The sequence below is a fragment of the Moorena sp. SIO4G3 genome (assembly GCF_010692305.1).
GTDB classification, from domain to species: Bacteria; Cyanobacteriota; Cyanobacteriia; order Cyanobacteriales; family Coleofasciculaceae; genus Moorena; species Moorena producens_A.
Genome location: NZ_JAAHIG010000169.1, coordinates 1 through 18,383, shown reverse-complemented (window position 1 = coordinate 18,383; position 18,383 = coordinate 1). Strand labels below are relative to the sequence as shown.

16 protein-coding genes are annotated in these 18,383 nt (G+C 43.1%); 8 read left to right on the top strand and 8 right to left on the bottom strand.

Annotated elements, in window-relative coordinates; genetic code table 11:
• The 4 genes from F6J99_RS25350 to F6J99_RS25335 form a co-directional block, all read left to right on the top strand.
• Positions 1-295 (top strand): hypothetical protein (locus F6J99_RS25350; protein ID WP_293116442.1); only part of this gene is annotated, 295 nt, incomplete at its 5' end.
• A gap of 31 nt (positions 296-326) precedes the next feature.
• Positions 327-479, top strand: a complete 153-nt coding sequence (locus F6J99_RS25345) for a hypothetical protein (protein ID WP_293116440.1) — start codon at positions 327-329, stop codon at positions 477-479.
• Between the two features lie 135 nt (positions 480-614).
• Positions 615-779 carry a hypothetical protein gene (locus F6J99_RS25340; RefSeq protein ID WP_293116439.1) on the top strand — a complete coding sequence of 55 codons (165 nt, stop codon included), beginning with the start codon at positions 615-617 and terminating at the stop codon, positions 777-779.
• A 4-nt stretch (positions 780-783) separates the two neighbouring features.
• A complete protein-coding gene (locus tag F6J99_RS25335; RefSeq protein ID WP_293116437.1) occupies positions 784-1,239 on the top strand; it encodes a DUF3531 family protein in 456 nt (151 codons plus the stop codon).
• 323 nt (positions 1,240-1,562) lie between these two features.
• On the opposite strand, the gene F6J99_RS25330 is transcribed toward F6J99_RS25335, so the two are convergent.
• The 4 genes from F6J99_RS25330 to F6J99_RS25315 form a co-directional block, all read right to left on the bottom strand.
• Complete coding sequence (locus F6J99_RS25330; RefSeq protein ID WP_070392200.1) at positions 1,563-1,901, bottom strand: P-II family nitrogen regulator; 339 nt, start codon at positions 1,899-1,901, stop codon at positions 1,563-1,565.
• 358 nt (positions 1,902-2,259) lie between these two features.
• Entirely contained in the window at positions 2,260-4,113 is a 1,854-nt protein-coding gene (gene feoB, locus F6J99_RS25325) for a ferrous iron transport protein B (protein ID WP_293116435.1), read from the bottom strand.
• 526 nt (positions 4,114-4,639) lie between these two features.
• Positions 4,640-6,148 carry an AAA-like domain-containing protein gene (locus F6J99_RS25320; RefSeq protein WP_293116433.1) on the bottom strand — a complete coding sequence of 503 codons (1,509 nt, stop codon included), beginning with the start codon at positions 6,146-6,148 and terminating at the stop codon, positions 4,640-4,642.
• Between the two features lie 408 nt (positions 6,149-6,556).
• On the bottom strand, positions 6,557-7,303 hold the full coding sequence (locus F6J99_RS25315) for a PEP-CTERM sorting domain-containing protein (protein WP_293116431.1): 747 nt from the start codon (positions 7,301-7,303) through the stop codon (positions 6,557-6,559).
• A gap of 501 nt (positions 7,304-7,804) precedes the next feature.
• Between F6J99_RS25315 and F6J99_RS25310 the strand changes: the two genes are divergently transcribed.
• Together F6J99_RS25310 and F6J99_RS25305 are read left to right on the top strand one after the other, a co-directional pair.
• The gene (locus F6J99_RS25310) at positions 7,805-7,933 is read left to right on the top strand and encodes a hypothetical protein (RefSeq protein WP_293116429.1); all 129 of its coding nucleotides are present in this window, start codon (positions 7,805-7,807) and stop codon (positions 7,931-7,933) included.
• 245 nt (positions 7,934-8,178) lie between these two features.
• The gene (locus F6J99_RS25305; protein ID WP_293051283.1) at positions 8,179-8,391 is read left to right on the top strand and encodes a hypothetical protein; all 213 of its coding nucleotides are present in this window, start codon (positions 8,179-8,181) and stop codon (positions 8,389-8,391) included.
• A 131-nt stretch (positions 8,392-8,522) separates the two neighbouring features.
• Here the strand turns inward: F6J99_RS25305 and F6J99_RS25300 are convergent, their stop codons facing one another.
• Positions 8,523-10,592, bottom strand: a complete 2,070-nt coding sequence (locus F6J99_RS25300) for an elongation factor G (protein ID WP_293116427.1) — start codon at positions 10,590-10,592, stop codon at positions 8,523-8,525.
• Positions 10,593-11,028: 436 nt separating this feature from the next.
• On the opposite strand from F6J99_RS25300, the gene F6J99_RS25295 reads away from it, so the two are divergent.
• On the top strand, positions 11,029-11,979 hold the full coding sequence (locus F6J99_RS25295) for a tetratricopeptide repeat protein (RefSeq protein WP_364306069.1): 951 nt from the start codon (positions 11,029-11,031) through the stop codon (positions 11,977-11,979).
• A 986-nt stretch (positions 11,980-12,965) separates the two neighbouring features.
• Here F6J99_RS25295 and F6J99_RS25290 read toward each other — a convergent pair.
• Positions 12,966-13,145 carry a hypothetical protein gene (locus F6J99_RS25290; protein ID WP_143727402.1) on the bottom strand — a complete coding sequence of 60 codons (180 nt, stop codon included), beginning with the start codon at positions 13,143-13,145 and terminating at the stop codon, positions 12,966-12,968.
• A gap of 184 nt (positions 13,146-13,329) precedes the next feature.
• A complete protein-coding gene (locus F6J99_RS25285) occupies positions 13,330-13,503 on the bottom strand; it encodes a hypothetical protein (RefSeq protein WP_293116425.1) in 174 nt (57 codons plus the stop codon).
• Between F6J99_RS25285 and F6J99_RS25280 the strand changes: the two genes are divergently transcribed.
• A complete protein-coding gene (locus F6J99_RS25280; protein ID WP_293116423.1) occupies positions 13,479-15,425 on the top strand; it encodes a hypothetical protein in 1,947 nt (648 codons plus the stop codon). The genes F6J99_RS25285 and F6J99_RS25280 overlap by 25 nt on opposite strands.
• 271 nt (positions 15,426-15,696) lie before the next feature.
• Here the strand turns inward: F6J99_RS25280 and F6J99_RS25275 are convergent, their stop codons facing one another.
• On the bottom strand, positions 15,697-18,198 hold the full coding sequence (locus F6J99_RS25275; protein WP_293116421.1) for a bifunctional serine/threonine-protein kinase/ABC transporter substrate-binding protein: 2,502 nt from the start codon (positions 18,196-18,198) through the stop codon (positions 15,697-15,699).
• Positions 18,199-18,383: the final 185 nt, after the last annotated feature.

Genomic DNA, 18,383 nt, shown 5'->3' with positions numbered 1-18,383 from the left:
TGCACAGTTAGAACAAGAACTAGTAAAGTTAGAAGAAGAAGGAGACTTATCAACGGAACAATACCAAGAAGTTCAAGAAGAATTGTCAGAACAAAGAGAAGGATTAGAGGAAATCCAAATAGAATGCAAGTTCGAGTTAGATTTGAGAAACCTGTTTGCCACTCAACTGCTGAATGCCAAAACTTATCATCTTAACTTCAATCTGTCTGGGGAATGGTGTACAGTTCACTATGCCTTAGGAGAAACTCACGATCTCGATTGGGTAGTACTAGCAACAATTAGTTATACTGTTTGAGGGAATCACAGGAAGACCAGGAGATGGGGAGATGGGGAGATGGGGAGATGGGGAGATGGGGAGATGGGGAGATGGGGAGTCTGATCAGCAACTGGTTCTCCAAGACCGTAATGGTGCGTTTTCCGTAGGCGTTAAAACCTCGCGCCTTGTCGCACCGCCTCTCTCCATTGGTGATTTTTCATAACTATATTTTTCACAACTAGTTGAAAATTGTGATAAGATAGTTTCTGGTAAAAATTCAGGATTAATCAAAAGTTTACTATCGGATAGTCGGGATTGATGGTGATAAGTAAAACTTAGTTTTTGTTAACATAATTGCTTGAAACCGATTCCCGATTCCCGATTCCCGATTCCCGATTCCCGATTCCCGATTCCCGATTCCCGATTCCCGATTCCCGATTCCCGATTCCCGATTCCCGATTTCCTGTTCCCTGTTCCCTGTTCCCTGTTCCCTGTTCCCTGTTCCCTGTTCCCTGTTCCCTAACGATATGCAAATTATATTTCGTGAGTTTAACCCATTTGATTTGTGGATTTGGATAGAATTTAGCACTGTTCCCTCCTATCGCGAAAAGGAATATGTGGAAGAATTATTCAATTCCTGGTTTTTATTAGGTAAATTGGGAGGATTTGATGCCGAAAACCTGCCGGTGCAAGAGGTTGGCTTAGAAATCAGCTACATGGAATATGATGATAGAGTAGCAGAAAACAGTTTAATGGCGTTGATGCATAATCAGGGCGAGTTTGAGTATGAAGGCACTTGGGGACGCTGCTGGTTTGATTTAGGAACTAGTGATGCGATCGCTCTTGATATTTTAATTAATTCTCTCCGGCAACTTGCCAAAGAATATGTGGAGATTGAAAAATTAATTATAGGTGGTGAAAACGACGATTGGCCAGTGCATGATAGGAGCACATCACTGTTTTATGAGTCTAATTTAAACTAATTCCTACTAATCACTTACCAAATCGTCTCTGGATTGTAAGCATATGCGCTACGCGCACGCGTGCGCGTTCAGCCGTCAGCAAAAAAAATACCAATTAAAGTAGGGTGGGCAAAGTAATCTAATCATTAATACTCATTTGAACCAAACTGTTTTTGCCCACCCTACAAGCTACAAGCTCAAGCTAAGCGCACGCTACGCAAACAGCGGTCAGCGGTCAGCGGTCAGTAAAAAAAATACCAATTAAAGTAGGGTGGGCAAAGTATTCGCTCTCATTAATACTCATTTGAACCAAACTGTTTTTGCCCACCCTACAAGATTAGGGATTAAACAGCCTCTAGATTCCTTTCCCCAGTCCTAATCCGGATAACTTGCTCAATGGGACTGATGAAAATTTTACCGTCGCCGATTTTACCGGTCTGAGCAGCAGTGATAATTTTTTCTACTGCCATGTCAACTAAGCCATTTTCAACAACGACTTCTAGCTTGACCTTAGGAAGAAAGTCTACCCTGTACTTTGTACCGCGATACTGTTCAGTTTGACCTCTCTGCCGTCCAAATCCCCGAACTTCAGACACGGTCATGCCAACGATACCAGCATTGACTAAAGCTATTTTGACCTCTTCGAGCTTATAGGCTCGGATGATTGCCTGGATTTTTTGCATTTTCCCAGCCCCTTACTGGGGCTTCCACTCCAATTGACTAACACTAGCATGACATGTATACCACGAAAAATAAATTTTTATGTAATAAATAATACATTTGTGATTGGTCATTGGTTCATTTCGATGTTCTTGACTGTATTGCTCATGGAGGATAAGGGAGAATCCCCATTTACTCGTTTAACTTTTTTCATTTAACTTTTCACGTTTAACTTTTATATTAATTATCAAACTAATGAGGTAGACAGGATTTTTTCCCACTCCCCAATCCCTACTCCCTACTCCCTACTCCCTACTCCCTACTCCCTACTCCCATTAACCCAATAATTTGTACCTCACCCAATTGAGAACTGCTATCTCTTCACTGAAATCCCAGTGCTAAAGCTCCCTGGTAAAATATCAAGCTAGCTACCCAAGCCAACCCTAAGGAAAACACTAAGGAAAATAAGGTAAATTTCCAGGATTTTGCTTCATTAAATAGGGTAACAATGGTAGTTAAACAGGGAGTGTAGATTAAGCAAAAGATACAAAAACTATATCCTTGGATAAAGGTTACTGTATCAGTTATCTGCTGACTAACAGCAACGGAGTTAAGTCCATAAATTACCGCTAAAGAGCCAATCACAATTTCTTTAGCAATGAAACCAAAAATTAGGGCTAGGGTTAAATGGGGATTAATACCAATGGGATTCATGACCGGACTTAAAAATTGTCCAATTTGCCCGCCAATGGTATCCAATCCTGTCGCTCCTGGAGGTAAATTCGTGATGAACCAAACGGCAACACAGCCAAAGGTAATAAACCCAGATGCTCGTTGCAAAAATTCTTTGACTTCTCCCCACCCTCTGAGTAAGACTTGTTTGATAGTCGGAATTCGGTAAGGGGGTAATTCTATAATAAAGGGTTCCTCGTTTTTAAACACTCCTTGGAAAAGAGCAGCAGTGACAATGGCGGCGACAAAACTAAGTAGGTACAGGGAAAATAATACTAAAGCCCCGTTACCATGGGGAAATACAGCAGCAATGATAAAGACAAATACCTGGAGTCTGGCAGAACACAAAGCAAAAGGAATCACTAGCATAGTTAGCAGTCGCAAGGCTTGCGATCGCATAACTCTAGTTCCCATTAATGCGGGAACATTACAGCCGAATCCCATCATTTGCATCACAAAACTGCGACCATCTAACCCCAACCGTTCCATAAAGATATCCATTAAATAGGCAGAACGGGATAGGTAGCCACTATCTTCTAGAATTGCCATTAAGATAAAGAACAGCACAATTAATGGTACAAAGGAAGCAACGGTAGCTAAACCATTCCAAATCCCATTAATCAAAAAGTCTTGAACCACTGTGGGTAAGGGTTGGATAACAGGCTCAATCATGGCACCTTGAATCCAGCCAGTCATATTATCCATCAGGTCTTGAGAGGGGAGTCCCACAGTCCAAACCACCCAAAATACCAGGAACATTCCTAAGAAGAACAAAGGTAACCCCAATATCGGATGCAGCAGTAACTTATCAATCCTAGCTGTTAAATTTACTGCCATCTCAGAGGGCATTTCTACCGCACCATTGAGCACTGAATCAATCTCTTTCGTGGAGATAGAGCTATGGTCAGATAAACGAGTTTTTAGATTATCTATTAGATTATCTCTATTAATCGATTCTTCTTGTGCGTTTAAAGTTTTAGAAATTTCTAGGTATGCCCTCATATAGCCATCTCCATACTTGGCACTAATGAGGAACACAGGCATATCCAAATTATCGGATAATGTTTCTGTATTGATTTTAACGCCATATTGCTTAGCTTCATCAGCCATATTCAGCATCAACACTGCCGGTAAACCTAGGGCTTTAACCTGCAACGCCAAGCGAATTTGACGGTCAATTTGGGAAGCATTGATAACAATAATAACTAGATCAACAGCAAAATTTTCTAAGAAGGTTTGAACAATTTTCTCATCATCAGAAAATCCGTTGAGGTCATAAATTCCTGGTAAATCTACGAATTCCGTAGGTTCGCCATTGAGTTGCACATTAGCTTGTAGTAGATCTACCGTAATTCCGGGCCAATTGCCAACGTGAGCAGTGGTACCTGTGATCCGGTTAAAGAAGGTTGATTTGCCGGTGTTGGGCATTCCTAGCAACGCAACTCGCTTAACCCCTTTCGAGTCTTCAATGACGGCGGTGCTGGTATTATGGCAAGAGGTCATAATGTTACTGGCAGATATTTGTTTCAGCTCTGCAGGCTATCGGGGGGCCTTGAACAGTAACGATTATATAGCATTTGTATTTGAATTGTGAACATACTCCCGCTTTGGAAAGGCAAGAGGCAAGAGGCAAGAGGCAAGAGTTAATAAAGTAGCGATGCAGTGGCCTCACGGGGGTTTACCCTATGAGCTACTGCATCAAGACATAGAAGGATTTTGGATAATGAAAAAAACGGTAATTATTTTTTCTATTAGAAATGCTATATAGCTATATTTCCGATTACTATAGCAATAAGCGCTGGGGTATTTACAAATAATGGTTAGGGATAAATTGCTACAAGCTTTGTCAAACTTGGCTTTTTTCTTGCCTATTCTTAGAGGTTGTCTGAGAAGTCTCATTTGCTACATCCAAGCCCCCTAAATCCCCCAATTCTGGGGGACTTTTACAAGCAAATGGACTCTTGTTCCCCCCAAGGTTGGGGGGTTAGGGGGGCAAAATTCAGTATAAAAAAACTTTTCAGATATCCTCTTAGGAAGTAGCGCTATAGCTGTGAAAGCGATTCGGCAAAGCCGACGCTTCGCGAACGCTAAAGTATCGCTGATACAAATTGCAGCTAACCATGACTTGATTGTCTGACCAATTCACCAGCCCCATACTGTAGAGCTTAAATGCCTGTAGCTGTTCCAAGGCTACTGGAACTTTTGCCCTAAGCACTGCTTCAAAGGCTACGGCTAAATCAGGATGTTGTTGTAGAGTCCACCAGTGTCGCTGTAAGTGTTCGCTGTAAATTCCCTGATCTGAAGTCGCCCTTTGCACTAGTTCTTCTGGGGTCAAATCCTGTCGCGCTAGATAATATAACCCTAGACGCAGCAAATAGGGATGACCAGCTACTAACCACATCAGCTGGGCTAAATCTCCCATGGAGAGATCGACTTGATGACGTTGGGCTAAATCCTGAACCTGCTCCCAACTAAATGAAGACAACTGAATCGGCAATCCTACGGTAAAAGGGGATTGATGCATAGTTAGGGGTAGATAAACTTCTGTGGAGTTAACCAGCACTAGCCGAAGTTTTTGCCAGATCTTGCTATCTTTGGCTTCCTCATACCAAGAGCGTAGCAGGGGTAGAAAGTCTTGAGCAATTTTGGGATACTTGAAAATCTCATTGACTTCATCTAATGCCAAAACAATAGGACTGTCTATTTGTTCGAGCAGATAGTCTTGGAAATAGGTGGTGCAGCTGACTTTACTACCGAGGTCTTCATGCCAATAATCATCTAGCATGGGTTTTAGGTTCAGCTTGCGGGTGACATTGTAGGCTAACCAACGCAAAAATTTATCTAGGTTGGTGAGAATTTCAACATCCACTCGTTGAAGGTTCAAACGCACAGTTTGGTAACCCTGAGTTTCTGCATGAGCCAGAATCCTGACCATCAGGGATGTTTTCCCCATCTGTCTGGGTGCTTTAATATGAATAAAAGCTCCTGGTTTAACAATCTCTTCGTAACACCTAAATTCATAGGGGACTCGCTCGACATAAAATCGGGAAGTTAAAGGAACTCTTCCTTCTGGTAATTCCAACTGCTGCGATTGAGGATTGAGGATTTGGGATTTGGGATGGTTCCCATAAGGAACATTTGAGATCTCTTCGCTAGCTGTAGATTGCACCTTCCCTTTGTAGTAAGGCTCTAGTCCCTGTCTCAATACCCCAAGCAGCTCCTGAGTATGACTCGATTCTTGATTGACCTGTCGTCTTTCGAGTACACTACGAAAGTTGGTTTTACTAACTTTTTCCCCTAGTGCCTCTGAGAACAGTTTCCATAATTTAGGGGCAACGGTCTGCTTGATATAACTTGCTGAATAGCCTAACTCTTGAGCGATTTGGTCATAGGTTTTGCGTTGCCCTTGCCAGGATTTTTGCAAAACTGCTCTTTGAATATCACTCAGATATTGCCCTGTGTTGGAAAACACTAATTGTTCCGCAAATCCTAATCCTTCCTGAATATCGATCAGGTATTGTGAGTTAAAAATGGCCATTTACTTTGCACCCTAGATGATTCTTGGCTGCTAACCTGAGTGTGATATAACCATAGAAAACTGCTAGAATACCGGGTCAGTAATCAAAATTATGGGTAGAAGCCAACCAAACGATCATTACCCTTTTGCTGAAATCCTAATTGCTTCGTTCTTTGGCTTGGCCTACTTCGTTATTTAAAATGATTAATATCTCGATGGGGTAGGAGCTAGTCAAGAGTTCGGTGTGTTATATCAAATTCCGTTAGCCTACATTTTTAGTAAGGCTTACGAAAGTTTGCGATCGCGTTTGCAAAAGGTATGGCTTAGGTATAGATTGTGTACAAATTATAGCAGTTCTCAATTGGGTATTGAGAACTGCTATATAGTTTGGTAATTTGTTGAGATTGGTAATTTATTGAGAAGGCGAGCTTAGGCTTGCTGTTTCTTTTTGCGCTTGAGGGTTGCACCAGCACCGAATGCACCCACTGTCAGCAGACCTAGCACTGAAACCGGTTCAGGGACAGATGTACTGTCTAGATTTCTAGTTTCTACGTTTAATGTAAATTGTCCCACCATGTCCAAGTAACTATTTGAACCTATACTATGGGTACCAACACGGTTTTTCTGTTGAACATTTGGTGCTTGATAAATATAGTCAGTTAGTGTCACGGTTGTTAAACCATCGATAAAGGACAAAGTTCCTGAGCCTGGTACAATACTTCCATCCAGTCCCCGAGTTGAACCACTACTATTGGCTGAAAAGGTTGGATCAGAGTCAGTGGACTTGGCTAATTCTCCAAAGACTGAAATCCCTGGATTGGTGGTCTCTCCATTGAAAAACAAATTTAAACCGTAATGACTTTGATTAGCAAGAAAGCTTCTCCCATCACCATAAATCGTAAATGTATGGATACCTTTTGTTAGTTCAAAGTCGATCTTGCGAGTAGTTGGGTCATTAATGAAATCACCATATTCCCCATCGTTAGTAACGAACAAGTCCCAATCGCGATCAGCACCGGTATCCCAAACAGCTAAACCTGTACTTCCTGATCCATTAGTCAAAAATTCAATCAGTCCAGTTAAGCTTGTTGCTTGTGCGCTGCTGGTAGTTCCTAAGGTGACTAAGGTTAGGCTGGTGGTAGCAACTGTTAATTTAGTGAGTAATTTTTTAGTCATTCTATTTTGATCAGGCTAAGGGGTAAGAGAGGCTAGTCGTAACGGGTGCATCTCATATTTGTAAAAAAGTGGCGTAGGGTGTGTTAGGGACGGGCTCGCCAAGACGCAAGCCATAGCAAGTTTTGGGACAGTCCGTCCCGTAACGCACCACCGCGTCAAATAGCATGCATTGAGATGCACCCAGTCGTAACGGGGATTGTTTGGCCACATTGAACTGGATTGCTTATTTTCAGTATGCAAATCCATATCAAAAAAAAAAATATCTAAAAGTTCGTATAACTTCTTAAGTTGCTTAAATTGGGTAAATCTTGATGAATTACGAATATTTTAATTAACGATTATGCAACTTTATCAACAAGATTAAAGTTGGTTATCACGTTAGCTAAAGGTATGATTTATGTATAGGTTGTGTATAATATTCCTTTAAGCCAAGCTAAACTAAATGGCACGCTTCAATTGTCCTGAGATTAAGCTTGATAGCATGATCGCTTTAATAGCAAGATGAAGCGAACGCGCCCCGCGTGGCCTACGGCCAATCGCTCTACTCCGACTCCACAAGGGATTGGCTTCATCGTTGCCAGGGTTTGCTGCTGTAGCACCATGGGATGGGAGCTAGGAGCCGCTACTTGAGGTGCATCTTGAGGTGAATCAAACCAAGGCCAAGGTTGCAGAATTTAGGTAAGTATCCGAAAATCCCATTCTCGATCGTGTAGTCTCTAGGAGAATAATCTGGGATCAAGTTCTGCTAATTGGCAGTGTTGGATGGTCAGCACCCCCCTGTTGCCTAGACGGGGCGACCTGACTCAACTGCTATGTTTTCCATAACCCTGATGCTAGGTTAGGTAATTATGGCGGAAAAAGTTGAGGTAATAATTATGCTTATACCCTTATCGATGACTTTAATGATCGCCTCAGTAGCCATATACCTTTGCGTTAAGACTACTGAGGAAATCGTCAAAGTGGCTGCAGCTATAACAGCCTTACTCTGTCTGTTTGTCAGCCTATTTTTTGTTCCTTGGCCAATCAAACTACTGATTTTGATACTTCCCTTTATTATTGAAAAACTCCAGCGGGTAGCCTCTCCCTAGGGATTAGGAATGATCGGTTTAGGCATTAGGCATGATCGGTTTAGGCTTTAAGTAATAGAACCATTAACCATTAACCATTAACCCAACACCTAATACCTAACTCCTAACACCTAACCCCTAACGGGATTCACCTAGCTCTTACCATTACCATTACCATTGCCAGTGGTTGCCAGCACCCGATCAGCTAGCTTACCTGGCACTTCCTGGAGATGGTCATAGGTCCAATTAAAGAAACCGATCCCTAGAGTAAGCGATCGCAATTCCATGATCAAGTTCTGCATTTCTGCCTGGGGGATATAGCCAGAAACACAATCCCATCCTGTCCAATCAGAACAGGTCTGATAGCCGAGAATTTGACCCCGATGACCGGTGATCAATTGCAGCATCTTAGAGGTGAATTCCTGAGGTGCATAGACCGCAACAGACATAATTGGCTCAAGTAACATTGGCTCACAATTGGGCATGCCACCGGTCATAGCTAGCCGTGCTGCTTGTTTAAATGCCTGTTCCGAACTATCTACGGAGTGGTAAGAGCCATTGGTGAGAGTAACAGCCACATCTACCACTGGGAAGCCTAACGGTCCGTGGGACAAGTACTCTTTTACTCCGATCTCCACACCAGGGATATATTGCTTTGGCACCACCCCACCGACAATGCTTTCCGAAAAGTTAAACCCTTCACCCCGAGACAAGGGTTGGATATCAAGGTAGACATCACCATATTGCCCATGACCACCACTTTGGTGCTTGTAGCGCCCATGAGAGGTAGTGGATTTGCGGATACTTTCTTTGTAAGGCACTCGGGGTAAGTGAGTGGTCATCGGTAAGTTGTATTTGCGGCTCATCCGGTCTAGAGCAACCTGAAGATGAATATCTCCCTGTCCCCATAGGATGATTTCGTGAGTGTCTCCATGTTGTTCCCACACCAGAGATGGGTCTTCTTCCAGCAGCTTGGTTAAGGCACCACTGAGCTTAACCTCATCTTTGCGCTTCTGAGGGGTAATGGCTAACGCATAGACTGGTTTGCTTGCCTCAGCTATTGGTAATTTCATCTCTGGATTACCCGTATCCGTGCTCAGGGTGTCACCAGTTTTAATACCCTCTAAGCGTCCCAGGGCAACGATGTCACCAGCAGATACTTGGGAAACTGACTGAGTGTGGTGACCAAACATACGGTATAAGCCTCCGGCGCGGACACCATTAAAGACCATGCCATCGGTTAGTTTACCTTGCCAGACTCGCACTAGGGAGAGTTTTCCACCTTGGGGAGTGTAATAGGTTTTGAGTACCTGTGCCACCGTGGTTGATTCATCACCAGCAATGTCCCGACGCTCAGCGGTGCTTTCTGGGGTTGGTGCTTCTCGCAGTAGGGCATCGATCAAGGGGCGAACACCATAATCTTGCTGAGCAACACCTATAAATACCGGTACAATCAAGTCGGCCCCCAATTCCATCTTCAGGTCTTGGACAATTTCTTCTTGGGGTGGCTCAATTTCTTCTAGTAGTTCTTCGAGGAGGTGGTCGTCAAAATCTGCTAAGGTTTCTAGTAATTCTGTGCGTGCTTGCTGTTCTGCCTCTTTCAATGACTCTGGCAGTGGAATCGGATCAGCTGGGGCCTCAGGATGGTAAAGATAGGCTTGCTCGGTGACTAAATCAATAAAACCGGTGAGGTGTTCTCCCTTACCAATGGGGTATTGGTGCAGTACTAAGGGGCGAGTGGAAACTGAATTGAGCGCATCAAAGACGGACCGTAAGGAGTTACCATTAGCATCATCGGTCAACTCAAACCGATCCATTTTGTTAATAAAGACTAAGTGGGGGATTTCCCAGTCGTCGAGAAATTTCAATAAGGGTGCTAAGGTCAGGACGCGATCGCTTACTGGTTCACAAACCACTACAGCCGCATCCACACCAACTAAGGCGTTGTAGGTTTCTTGAGCAAATTCAATGGAACCGGGACAGTCTATAAAATTGAAGCAGATATCTTGATACTCGGTGCTGGCGGCAGTTACCTCCACACTCATTTGGCGTTGCCTGGCCTCGGTGGCACTATCACCGACGGTGTTGCCTTCCTTTACTGTGCCTTTGCGAGAAATCGTACCAGTAACGGACAACAAACTTTCGAGTAGAGTGGTTTTCCCACTGAGATACGGACCAACAATAGCCACATTACGGGTGGCTTTACACACTTTGCCGTTCATAATTTACCCCCAAATTATTTCAATTGGACTTATGCATTGAAGCGGAGCATTAAGGGGATGATCGGGTAGGGAGGTGAGTTTGTTAAAACATGCCATGTCAACGCTTCTCTTACCTAATCATTCTACCTACTTATCTCCTGACTACGGTTTATGCATAAGTTTTGTTGAGATGGGATCAACGTTATCTGGTTGTGAGATTAGCTTAATTTGGTCTGATCTAGATCGAACTTGCAATGTCTTGTAATGTAAACTACTAAAACTGTTAAGTAAGATAACTCTAGGTCACTAATTTTCAAAAAATATGAATACACGTAACAACTATAAAAAAAAATGTTTCAAAAATCTTAAGCGAAATTTGTTCCCACTCAACTTAATCTTTGTTAACAGAAAAGTCACTGCCAGAGGCTATTTCTGCCTAGGAGTGAGTTCGCTGTTGGTGCTCACGCAGCCACTAGTTTCCCACGCCCTAGGGGTTAACCCAGATAATCTGAATGATTCACCAGAGAGACTGAGTAGACATCATCCCCTGACTCGCCGTTACAGTTACAGTACTAGACTAATCGCTCAGTCTCAGTATCTACCAGCACTCAAACCAACTCAACCCGCAGCCCTTGAGCAACTTAATCAAGGACTGGCATTAATTCAACAGAGTAAGGTACTTGAAGCGATCGTGGCGTTCGAAAAGGCAGCCCAACTGAATCCCAAGCTAGCACCAGCACACTACAACTTGGGTCTAGCATTGCGGCAGGTTGGTAAATTGCAGGCGTCAGCCGATGCCTTTTATCGGGCAACCCAGACCGATCCAGAATTTGCTCTAGCCTTTGCTAATTTAGGGGCTGCCCTGTTGGAAGGAAAGAATTTGTCTCAGGCACGGGAATATCTAGAAAGATCTCTGGAACTTGACCCATTACTCGGTGTTGCTCACTATAATATGGGTTTAGTTATGTCCCAGTTGCGAACACCCCAACAAGCGATCGCATCATTTAAACAAGCAATGCAATTTAGCCGTAATGCTCCCGAACCGGCATATCATTTGGGACTGATTTATAAGCAACAGGGCAAGCTAGAGGAAGCAAAAAAGGCGTTTGAGCAAGCGATCAAAATCAATCCTAAATACCCCGAAGCCCACTACAATATCGGGGGAATTTTATTTACTCAGAGAGATTTGGATGGTGCTCTGGCAGCCTTCCAGCAAGCAGCGGTAGCTAACTCGAATTACGCTAATGCCTATTATGCTGCTGGTGTAGTATTTCTGCGCCAAAACCGATTTAGTGATGCTCTGCAAGTCTTGCAGTATGCTAGAGACCTTTACAATAGCCAAGGTAATCCCCAGTGGGGACGTAGGGCTGAGCAATTGATGGAGCAAGCCCGTAATTCTCGTTTTTAGTGGGGTGTGTACCATCAGCACTTGTTAGGTTTGACGACTCCCCACAGATAGATCTGGAGCGTTGCACCTGTAGAGAGATGATTTATGGAGATGGGGAACATGAGGAAGAATCCACCCATCCTCCTGCTGATTTTTATTGCGTTTCAATTAGGATTTATTGAACTGATTTTTTATGATTTATTGAAACGGTTTTTTATTAGTGTTTTTTATAGCGGGCTTTACCGAATATTTTTAATTATTAAAAAAATCGTTAATTAAAATTAAACAATTTCTTTTTTATAGTAAAAGTATCCCAAAAATGGGGAATTATTATTTACTGAATTTATTAGTAGTGGTATTTTAACGATTTTTATAAAAATTTGATAGATATTGTTTTACTTGTTAAAAAAAAATCTATCACTATTATATCACATAATAAGTTAACTTATAGGGCTAACAAACTTAAAAAGCTTAAAATGGATTGTCCTTTATATGGAAAAATTTAGGTATTTTCTAGGCTACTACTAGTCTAGCTTGAATTTTTTGCAGATTATTAAAAGTGTAGTAACGTTGGGAGACCTTGAGTTGAGTGGATAAGACTGGGTAGGGACGGTTAGCCTAATTTAGACATTATCAAAACCCGATTCCTACTCCCCACTGCTCTCTCCTTCAATTACGGTTAAGACTACAGCATAGTATAACTCATAAAATTTAGCCACACTGAATATAAAAAACCCCTGATGGGCGGTTGGGTGCCCCAGGGGGATGCAGCAAAAGGTTAAAACTACCATATACAAGAGTAATCGGAAATCACAGTAAACCGGATCCGCAAAATCTCGGAAATCTCTGAGCCACTCGCAATAAATGGCCTACGAATAATTACGTAGTTGCCTTATCCATGGTTACTATAGGTTTATTGTTTACTAATATTCACAGCCATCTGACAAACCAGTAACTTGGGTCGAACTAGGGAACTGGCTCCTATTCCACACCTAGTTCAGGGAATCTCAACGGAATTGAGTTGCCTTGAGCGCAAATCCGACTCGAAGGGCGTGTTGCATGTGCTTTACCCTTTGGGGTTTTCCAGCGTTTTGATCCTGGCGATACAACTTGTCTAAGCCAAGAATGAACAGAGTGAGTATGATTAATGTAGTGGCCAAATTGCGAGCAAATACTAAATCAAACATGAATATATCCTGAATTTATGAATCCCTGAGCGTTCTGAGCCCCATTGCCCATGATTAAAAATTTTGAAGTGCCGATGTTTAATTTAGGGTTGACGCTCAGGTGTACAGTGTTGGTTGTTGTGTAAGAATTGAGGCCAATCGCTACAATTGGTGAAATCTGGTGAAATCTCGGAAATCTCGTGACTTACTCGTAGCTTCCTTTGTGGCGTGGCTGAATCTTCCCATGAATAGGAGTAGAGTGGGCATCCTGCCCGCGCGAAATAAATTGAAACTGGCAAGATGCCAGTTCTACACAAGATGCCAGTTCTACGCAAGATGCCAGTTCTACGCAAGATGCCAGTTCCACCAAGATGCCCATTCCACCTCACTCTTAAAATCATTCCATTATTAAGCAATGCTTTCTTTGTCGCTGGTGCTGTCTTGGGCTGTACTCACCAAGTTATACCGACGGCACCAGCGCTACAAGCTAAACCAGTTATTAGCAGATCTGTTACTGATCTAATTCATATTGAACCCTTACCGATTGCGACCAAGTATAGGAATCAGTGGACTCCTGAATTAGAATCAGAATTCTGGGTGCGAGCCAACCAGGCAATTCAGTACTACGGTGGTAAAGGTTATGGCAACAACTACGGGGAAAATGAGAAGCGGTCTTATCCCTATGCCATGTTTGATTTTATTGTTGGCAATCGGGAGAAAGCCCTAGAGTTTCTGCAATCAGAAGATGCCCAAGCTCAAGATAACCAACACACTGAGGGTATTGACTACTATTACGCTTTCACCCTCAAGGGACAAATCCGAAAATACTTCTTCTTTGGGCAATTTCTCGACCCGACCTACAAACAGCGAATGTTTGATGGTGCTAAAACCTGGACAGAAACAGACCCCAATGGACGTCCTCACCCCATTTATGGTAAGGGAAAAGGTGGTGATGGTTGGGGACCCGATGTGCGAGGAAGTTGGGTGGATGGACGCAACACGGACAATCTCCGGGCAATGCGAGAAATTGCCGTTTATCTGATGGCGGAGGAAACTGGAAATGAAGAGACTAGGCGTCTGTATAAAAAGAAAATTCAGCGCTATGTCTGGGCGCTATACAACATTGGTATGGGAGAGTGGGACTCAGAGACTTACCATGGTCACACCTTTGCGGCTTACCTAAATCTCTACGACTTTGCGAAGGAACCGGAGGTGAAGCAACTGGCCAAAGCGGCTCTAGATTGGATGTCAGCGGCGGCAGCAGTGAAATATTATCGAGGTGGTTTTGGCGGACCGACTAAGCGGGATTACGGCAAAAGTAATGTGGTCTACGGAGCCAGTGCTGCCCGTCTGTTCTGGCTTTATTTTGGCGATGTTACCTTAGTCAATCCTAAGCCAGAACGGGATGTGATTCACGTAATTACTAGCGCCTATCGACCTCCCCAGGCGGTGGTAAAGTTAGCTCGTAAGCAGTTTCAGAAGCCTGTGGAAATCCTGGCTAGTAAACCAGTCTACGAAAATTGGAAACCTGGAGGTGAGGACAAACCAGGATATTGGGAAACCACCTTCTTTGGTCATACCTATCAGTTGGGGAGTTTAGCGGGTGAATTCCCCGATGGTGATGTCGGACCATTCAAGCTAATGGCATACAATCAAGAGCGGGGTGTGGATTTTTTTGTTGCTAATACTGGTGGTAATTGGGTGAAGCCAGGAAAAAATCAGGGAGACCAAGTAGGGCAATACCGTAACCTAGTTTTGTGGTTAAGACCAGCAAAGGATAGACCATTCTTTTTCCAATTACCTAAGACGGCTCAAGCAGAAATAGAAGATGGGATTTGGTTCTTTAAACTGGAGAAAACCTGGTTAGCGATTCGCTCGATTAATTTAGATACCTATACTGAGGTGGCTATACCGAACCAGAAATTCGCCCAGCTCTATAGTCAAGAAAAAACTCTGAAGGCAACACCCCTAGGCAATAGCTATGCTGGCTTTGCTCTAGAAGTAGGAGAAGAGGAATCTCATGGTAACTATGACGATTTTAAACAGGCAGTTAAGAAAAAAAGTCAGTTAGATTTACAGGAAATTGACCTAGGTAAAGTGCAGTGGATTGGTAGCACTGGTGAGAGTATTGAACTGACCCACAATCCTAAAAATGACTTACCAATTATGAAGCGAAATGGGAAAGAACACGACTGGTCAAAACACCTTGACCTTTACAAACCAGTTAATGGTAATGGACCGATTTATCTAGGTTGGAAAACAGGTAATCTCCGGGTTGAAGCAGGGGATTTGGTGTTTTAAAATTGAGTATTAAGTGTTGATTGATCATCGCTAAATATTCCCTAAGAGGATGTCTGAAACCAATAGTCAGTAATGCAATGGTAATACAACTCATTTTTTAACGAATAAAGTTTATTACAAGCTTCATTATTATGGAGTTTATACTAACTGGAGTTGAGTCTAAACTCCAGTTGAAATCGGTCTAATTTGTTCAAGTCAACAAGTATTCTACAAATATTACACAGTTATACTACAATAATAGTAAGCTATCAGCTAACTCAAACTACTAAAACTAATTAGAGGGTATGGGCAGGAAATCGTAACCGCTGGAAGTGCTCGGATTCGGACGAATTTTTACCAGTTGGACTGAGCCATTGCGATCGCCTGAACGCAAAAACCGAATTGAACCAGATACTCCAGGCGCTACAAAATCTGAGGCTGAGAGAGCTTCTTGAACACCAACACGAGTAGGATTACGTTTGAGTGCTTCTATCAAAGCTTGGGTTCCATCGTAAGCCATGGCTGTGCGCCAGTTAACCTCGGCATTCCAAAGGGCTTTGGATTTACGGACAAAGTCTGACTGAGGGTTGCTATCAATATCCCAAAAAACAGCTACCACCATTTCAACAGCGTTTTCTGCACCTTTCTCTAAAGTTTTGGGAGAATACATTACATCTCCTCCCAACAAACTTAGACGTTTACCATTGACCTTAACAACCTCCAAAGCTTGATCTAGAACTGCTGGGTTAGGAGCTAAAAATAGCACCTGTGCTCCCCGCTCAATTGCTTGTTGTACAGGTGTAGCAGGATTAAAATCTGGATTGGAGATGTCAATCTCATCAACAACTTGTCCTCCTCCTAGGGAAACGGCTGTGACAAATTCAGTTCTGAGAGACTTGCTGTAGTCACTCTTAGAATTATAGAAAACCGCTGCATTCTGCTTTTTAAACTGGGTAAGCATGTAGTTAGCTAAGGCTCTGGCTGAAAACGCATCATTTGGCACTGAGCGAAACACATAGGGGCTAAAGTTTGACAACTTTACGGAAGTACTAACAGCAGAGATAGCTGCTAGTTTACCGGAATTATATACTTCTCCTGCGGCTAAGGTTACACTGCTAGCGGAATGACCAATTACACCTAATATTTCCGGATTCTTGACCAACGCTGAAGCAATTTGTTTAGCAGTATCGGGATTTTGATCATCACTCGTAATCACTACTTTGAGGGGTACGCCATTAATTCCCCCAGTTTGATTGATTTCATCTTGAGCTTGAGCAACGCCACGCACAATTGCTAATGTACCATCGGGGTCAGTAGCAATCGGTCCAGCGACAGCAATAGTATAGGATTTCTGATTACCAATACGAGCATTATTGAGATAAATTAAAGTTTCAGGAGCGTTGGGGTATTTCCGAATTGCTACTTCAAAGTTACTCATGGCTTTGTCATAATCACCAGCAGCCATGGCTTTCATACCCTGTTGTTTGGCAGCTTGGAATTGCAGATTTGGAGTGCCTACCTCTTCTGTTTTAACTAGGGGCTTTTCCCCAAGGCTAATTCGAGCTTGAATATTACTCTGATCAGGTGTTGAAGTTGGAGTAATTTGAGCATTCGTAGCAAAAGGTGATGGGTTGGCTGACTCCGTAGTCTTGGGAGTGTTATTAAATAAAAATAACCAGATTAAATAGATAAGGATGCCAATAACAGTAGTGGCGACACCGATGGGAAGCAATAACCGACGAGGGTTTTGAGATCCAACTCCTGAAGACTGAGACCCAGCAAACGGTTGCGCCGATGATGCTGCTGTTGCCGAAAGTTGAGATGGTGCTAATGAAATCTCTGTGGGTTGAGGTTGCCCAGACTGTGGTATCGATGGAATGGCTGTTGAGGGGACTGGAGAGTACTGTTGCGGAACTAGTGTCGGTTGTATTATTGTCGGCTGTTGTACTGATTGCTGTTGTGGTAATGAGACTTGTGGGTATGACTCAAGAGCCTGTAGAACCTCTGTGGCAGACTGGTAACGTTCCCTAAAATGGTAGCGCACCATCTTAGAGAGAATCCACTTTAAGTGATCGCTGATCTTTGCCCAAGGTTCCCAGATCACTTCTCCAGTATTAGGGTCTTCTTGAATTTGATTAATCGTTAAGCCAGTTACTGCCTGGATAGCAATCATGCCAAGACCATAAATATCACTGTTGGCACGAGGATTACCTCTACCTTGTTCTGTGGACATATAACCAGGGGTTCCAACAGCGATTGTGCCACTGACTTGATGGTTGGGTCCGCGAATTTGCTTGACTGTGCCGAAGTCAACTAAAACCAGCTTATTGTCCCGATGTCGTCGGATGATATTATCGGGCTTGATATCACGATGGATAACTCGATTTTGGTGGATAAAGCTGAGAGCTCTCAAGACTTCCTGAAGCATTTGACGAACTTGGCTTTCAGACCAGCTTTGACCAGGTTTGATTTCACTGCTGAGGGTGTTTCCTTCAATAAACTCTTGAACCAGGTAAAACTCTTCATCTTCCTCAAAGTAAGCTAAAAGCATCGGAATTTGGTCATTCTTCCCCAGTCTCTCTAGAGTTTCGGCTTCAGTTCGGAACAAACGTCTGGCATTTTCCAAGGATTTGGGATGGTTGCTAGGTGGCTTCAGTTGTTTGATAACGCACTGGGGATTAGTGGGTCGGCGAGTATCTTCGGCAATGTAAGTTTTTCCAAATCCACCTTGGGCTAAGGTATCAATTACTCGATAACGCCGATCAAGTAAATCATTTGGCTTGAGGTCTTTCATAAAAGTTCGGATCACGTACGTATCACAGAATTACAGAAGTTTTACACTTCTGGATGGATATTACGGTCGATGCCCGGTATTATCCGGGGCACCTCCGCTGCAAATCCGTACGTGAAAGTTTCCCCTCATACGGCTCCTAGGTTTTCGATTGCTTATAGTGGATTAGCTGGTGACAGCTTCTGTGG

Bases quoted from the DNA above. Each gene is read 5' to 3' on its own strand.
- F6J99_RS25275 (WP_293116421.1), bottom strand. From the start codon at position 18,198: ATGAAAGACCTCAAGCCAAATGATTTACTTGATCGGCGTTATCGAGTA.
- F6J99_RS25345 (WP_293116440.1), top strand. From the start codon at position 327: ATGGGGAGATGGGGAGATGGGGAGATGGGGAGATGGGGAGATGGGGAG.
- F6J99_RS25290 (WP_143727402.1), bottom strand. From the start codon at position 13,145: ATGTTTGATTTAGTATTTGCTCGCAATTTGGCCACTACATTAATCATA.
- F6J99_RS25320 (WP_293116433.1), bottom strand. From the start codon at position 6,148: ATGGCCATTTTTAACTCACAATACCTGATCGATATTCAGGAAGGATTA.
- feoB (WP_293116435.1), bottom strand. From the start codon at position 4,113: ATGACCTCTTGCCATAATACCAGCACCGCCGTCATTGAAGACTCGAAA.
- F6J99_RS25285 (WP_293116425.1), bottom strand. From the start codon at position 13,503: ATGGGCATCTTGGTGGAACTGGCATCTTGCGTAGAACTGGCATCTTGC.
- F6J99_RS25330 (WP_070392200.1), bottom strand. From the start codon at position 1,901: ATGCAAAAAATCCAGGCAATCATCCGAGCCTATAAGCTCGAAGAGGTC.
- F6J99_RS25305 (WP_293051283.1), top strand. From the start codon at position 8,179: ATGCTTATACCCTTATCGATGACTTTAATGATCGCCTCAGTAGCCATA.
- F6J99_RS25315 (WP_293116431.1), bottom strand. From the start codon at position 7,303: ATGACTAAAAAATTACTCACTAAATTAACAGTTGCTACCACCAGCCTA.
- F6J99_RS25280 (WP_293116423.1), top strand. From the start codon at position 13,479: ATGCCAGTTCCACCAAGATGCCCATTCCACCTCACTCTTAAAATCATT.
- F6J99_RS25335 (WP_293116437.1), top strand. From the start codon at position 784: ATGCAAATTATATTTCGTGAGTTTAACCCATTTGATTTGTGGATTTGG.
- F6J99_RS25300 (WP_293116427.1), bottom strand. From the start codon at position 10,592: ATGAACGGCAAAGTGTGTAAAGCCACCCGTAATGTGGCTATTGTTGGT.
- F6J99_RS25310 (WP_293116429.1), top strand. From the start codon at position 7,805: ATGAAGCGAACGCGCCCCGCGTGGCCTACGGCCAATCGCTCTACTCCG.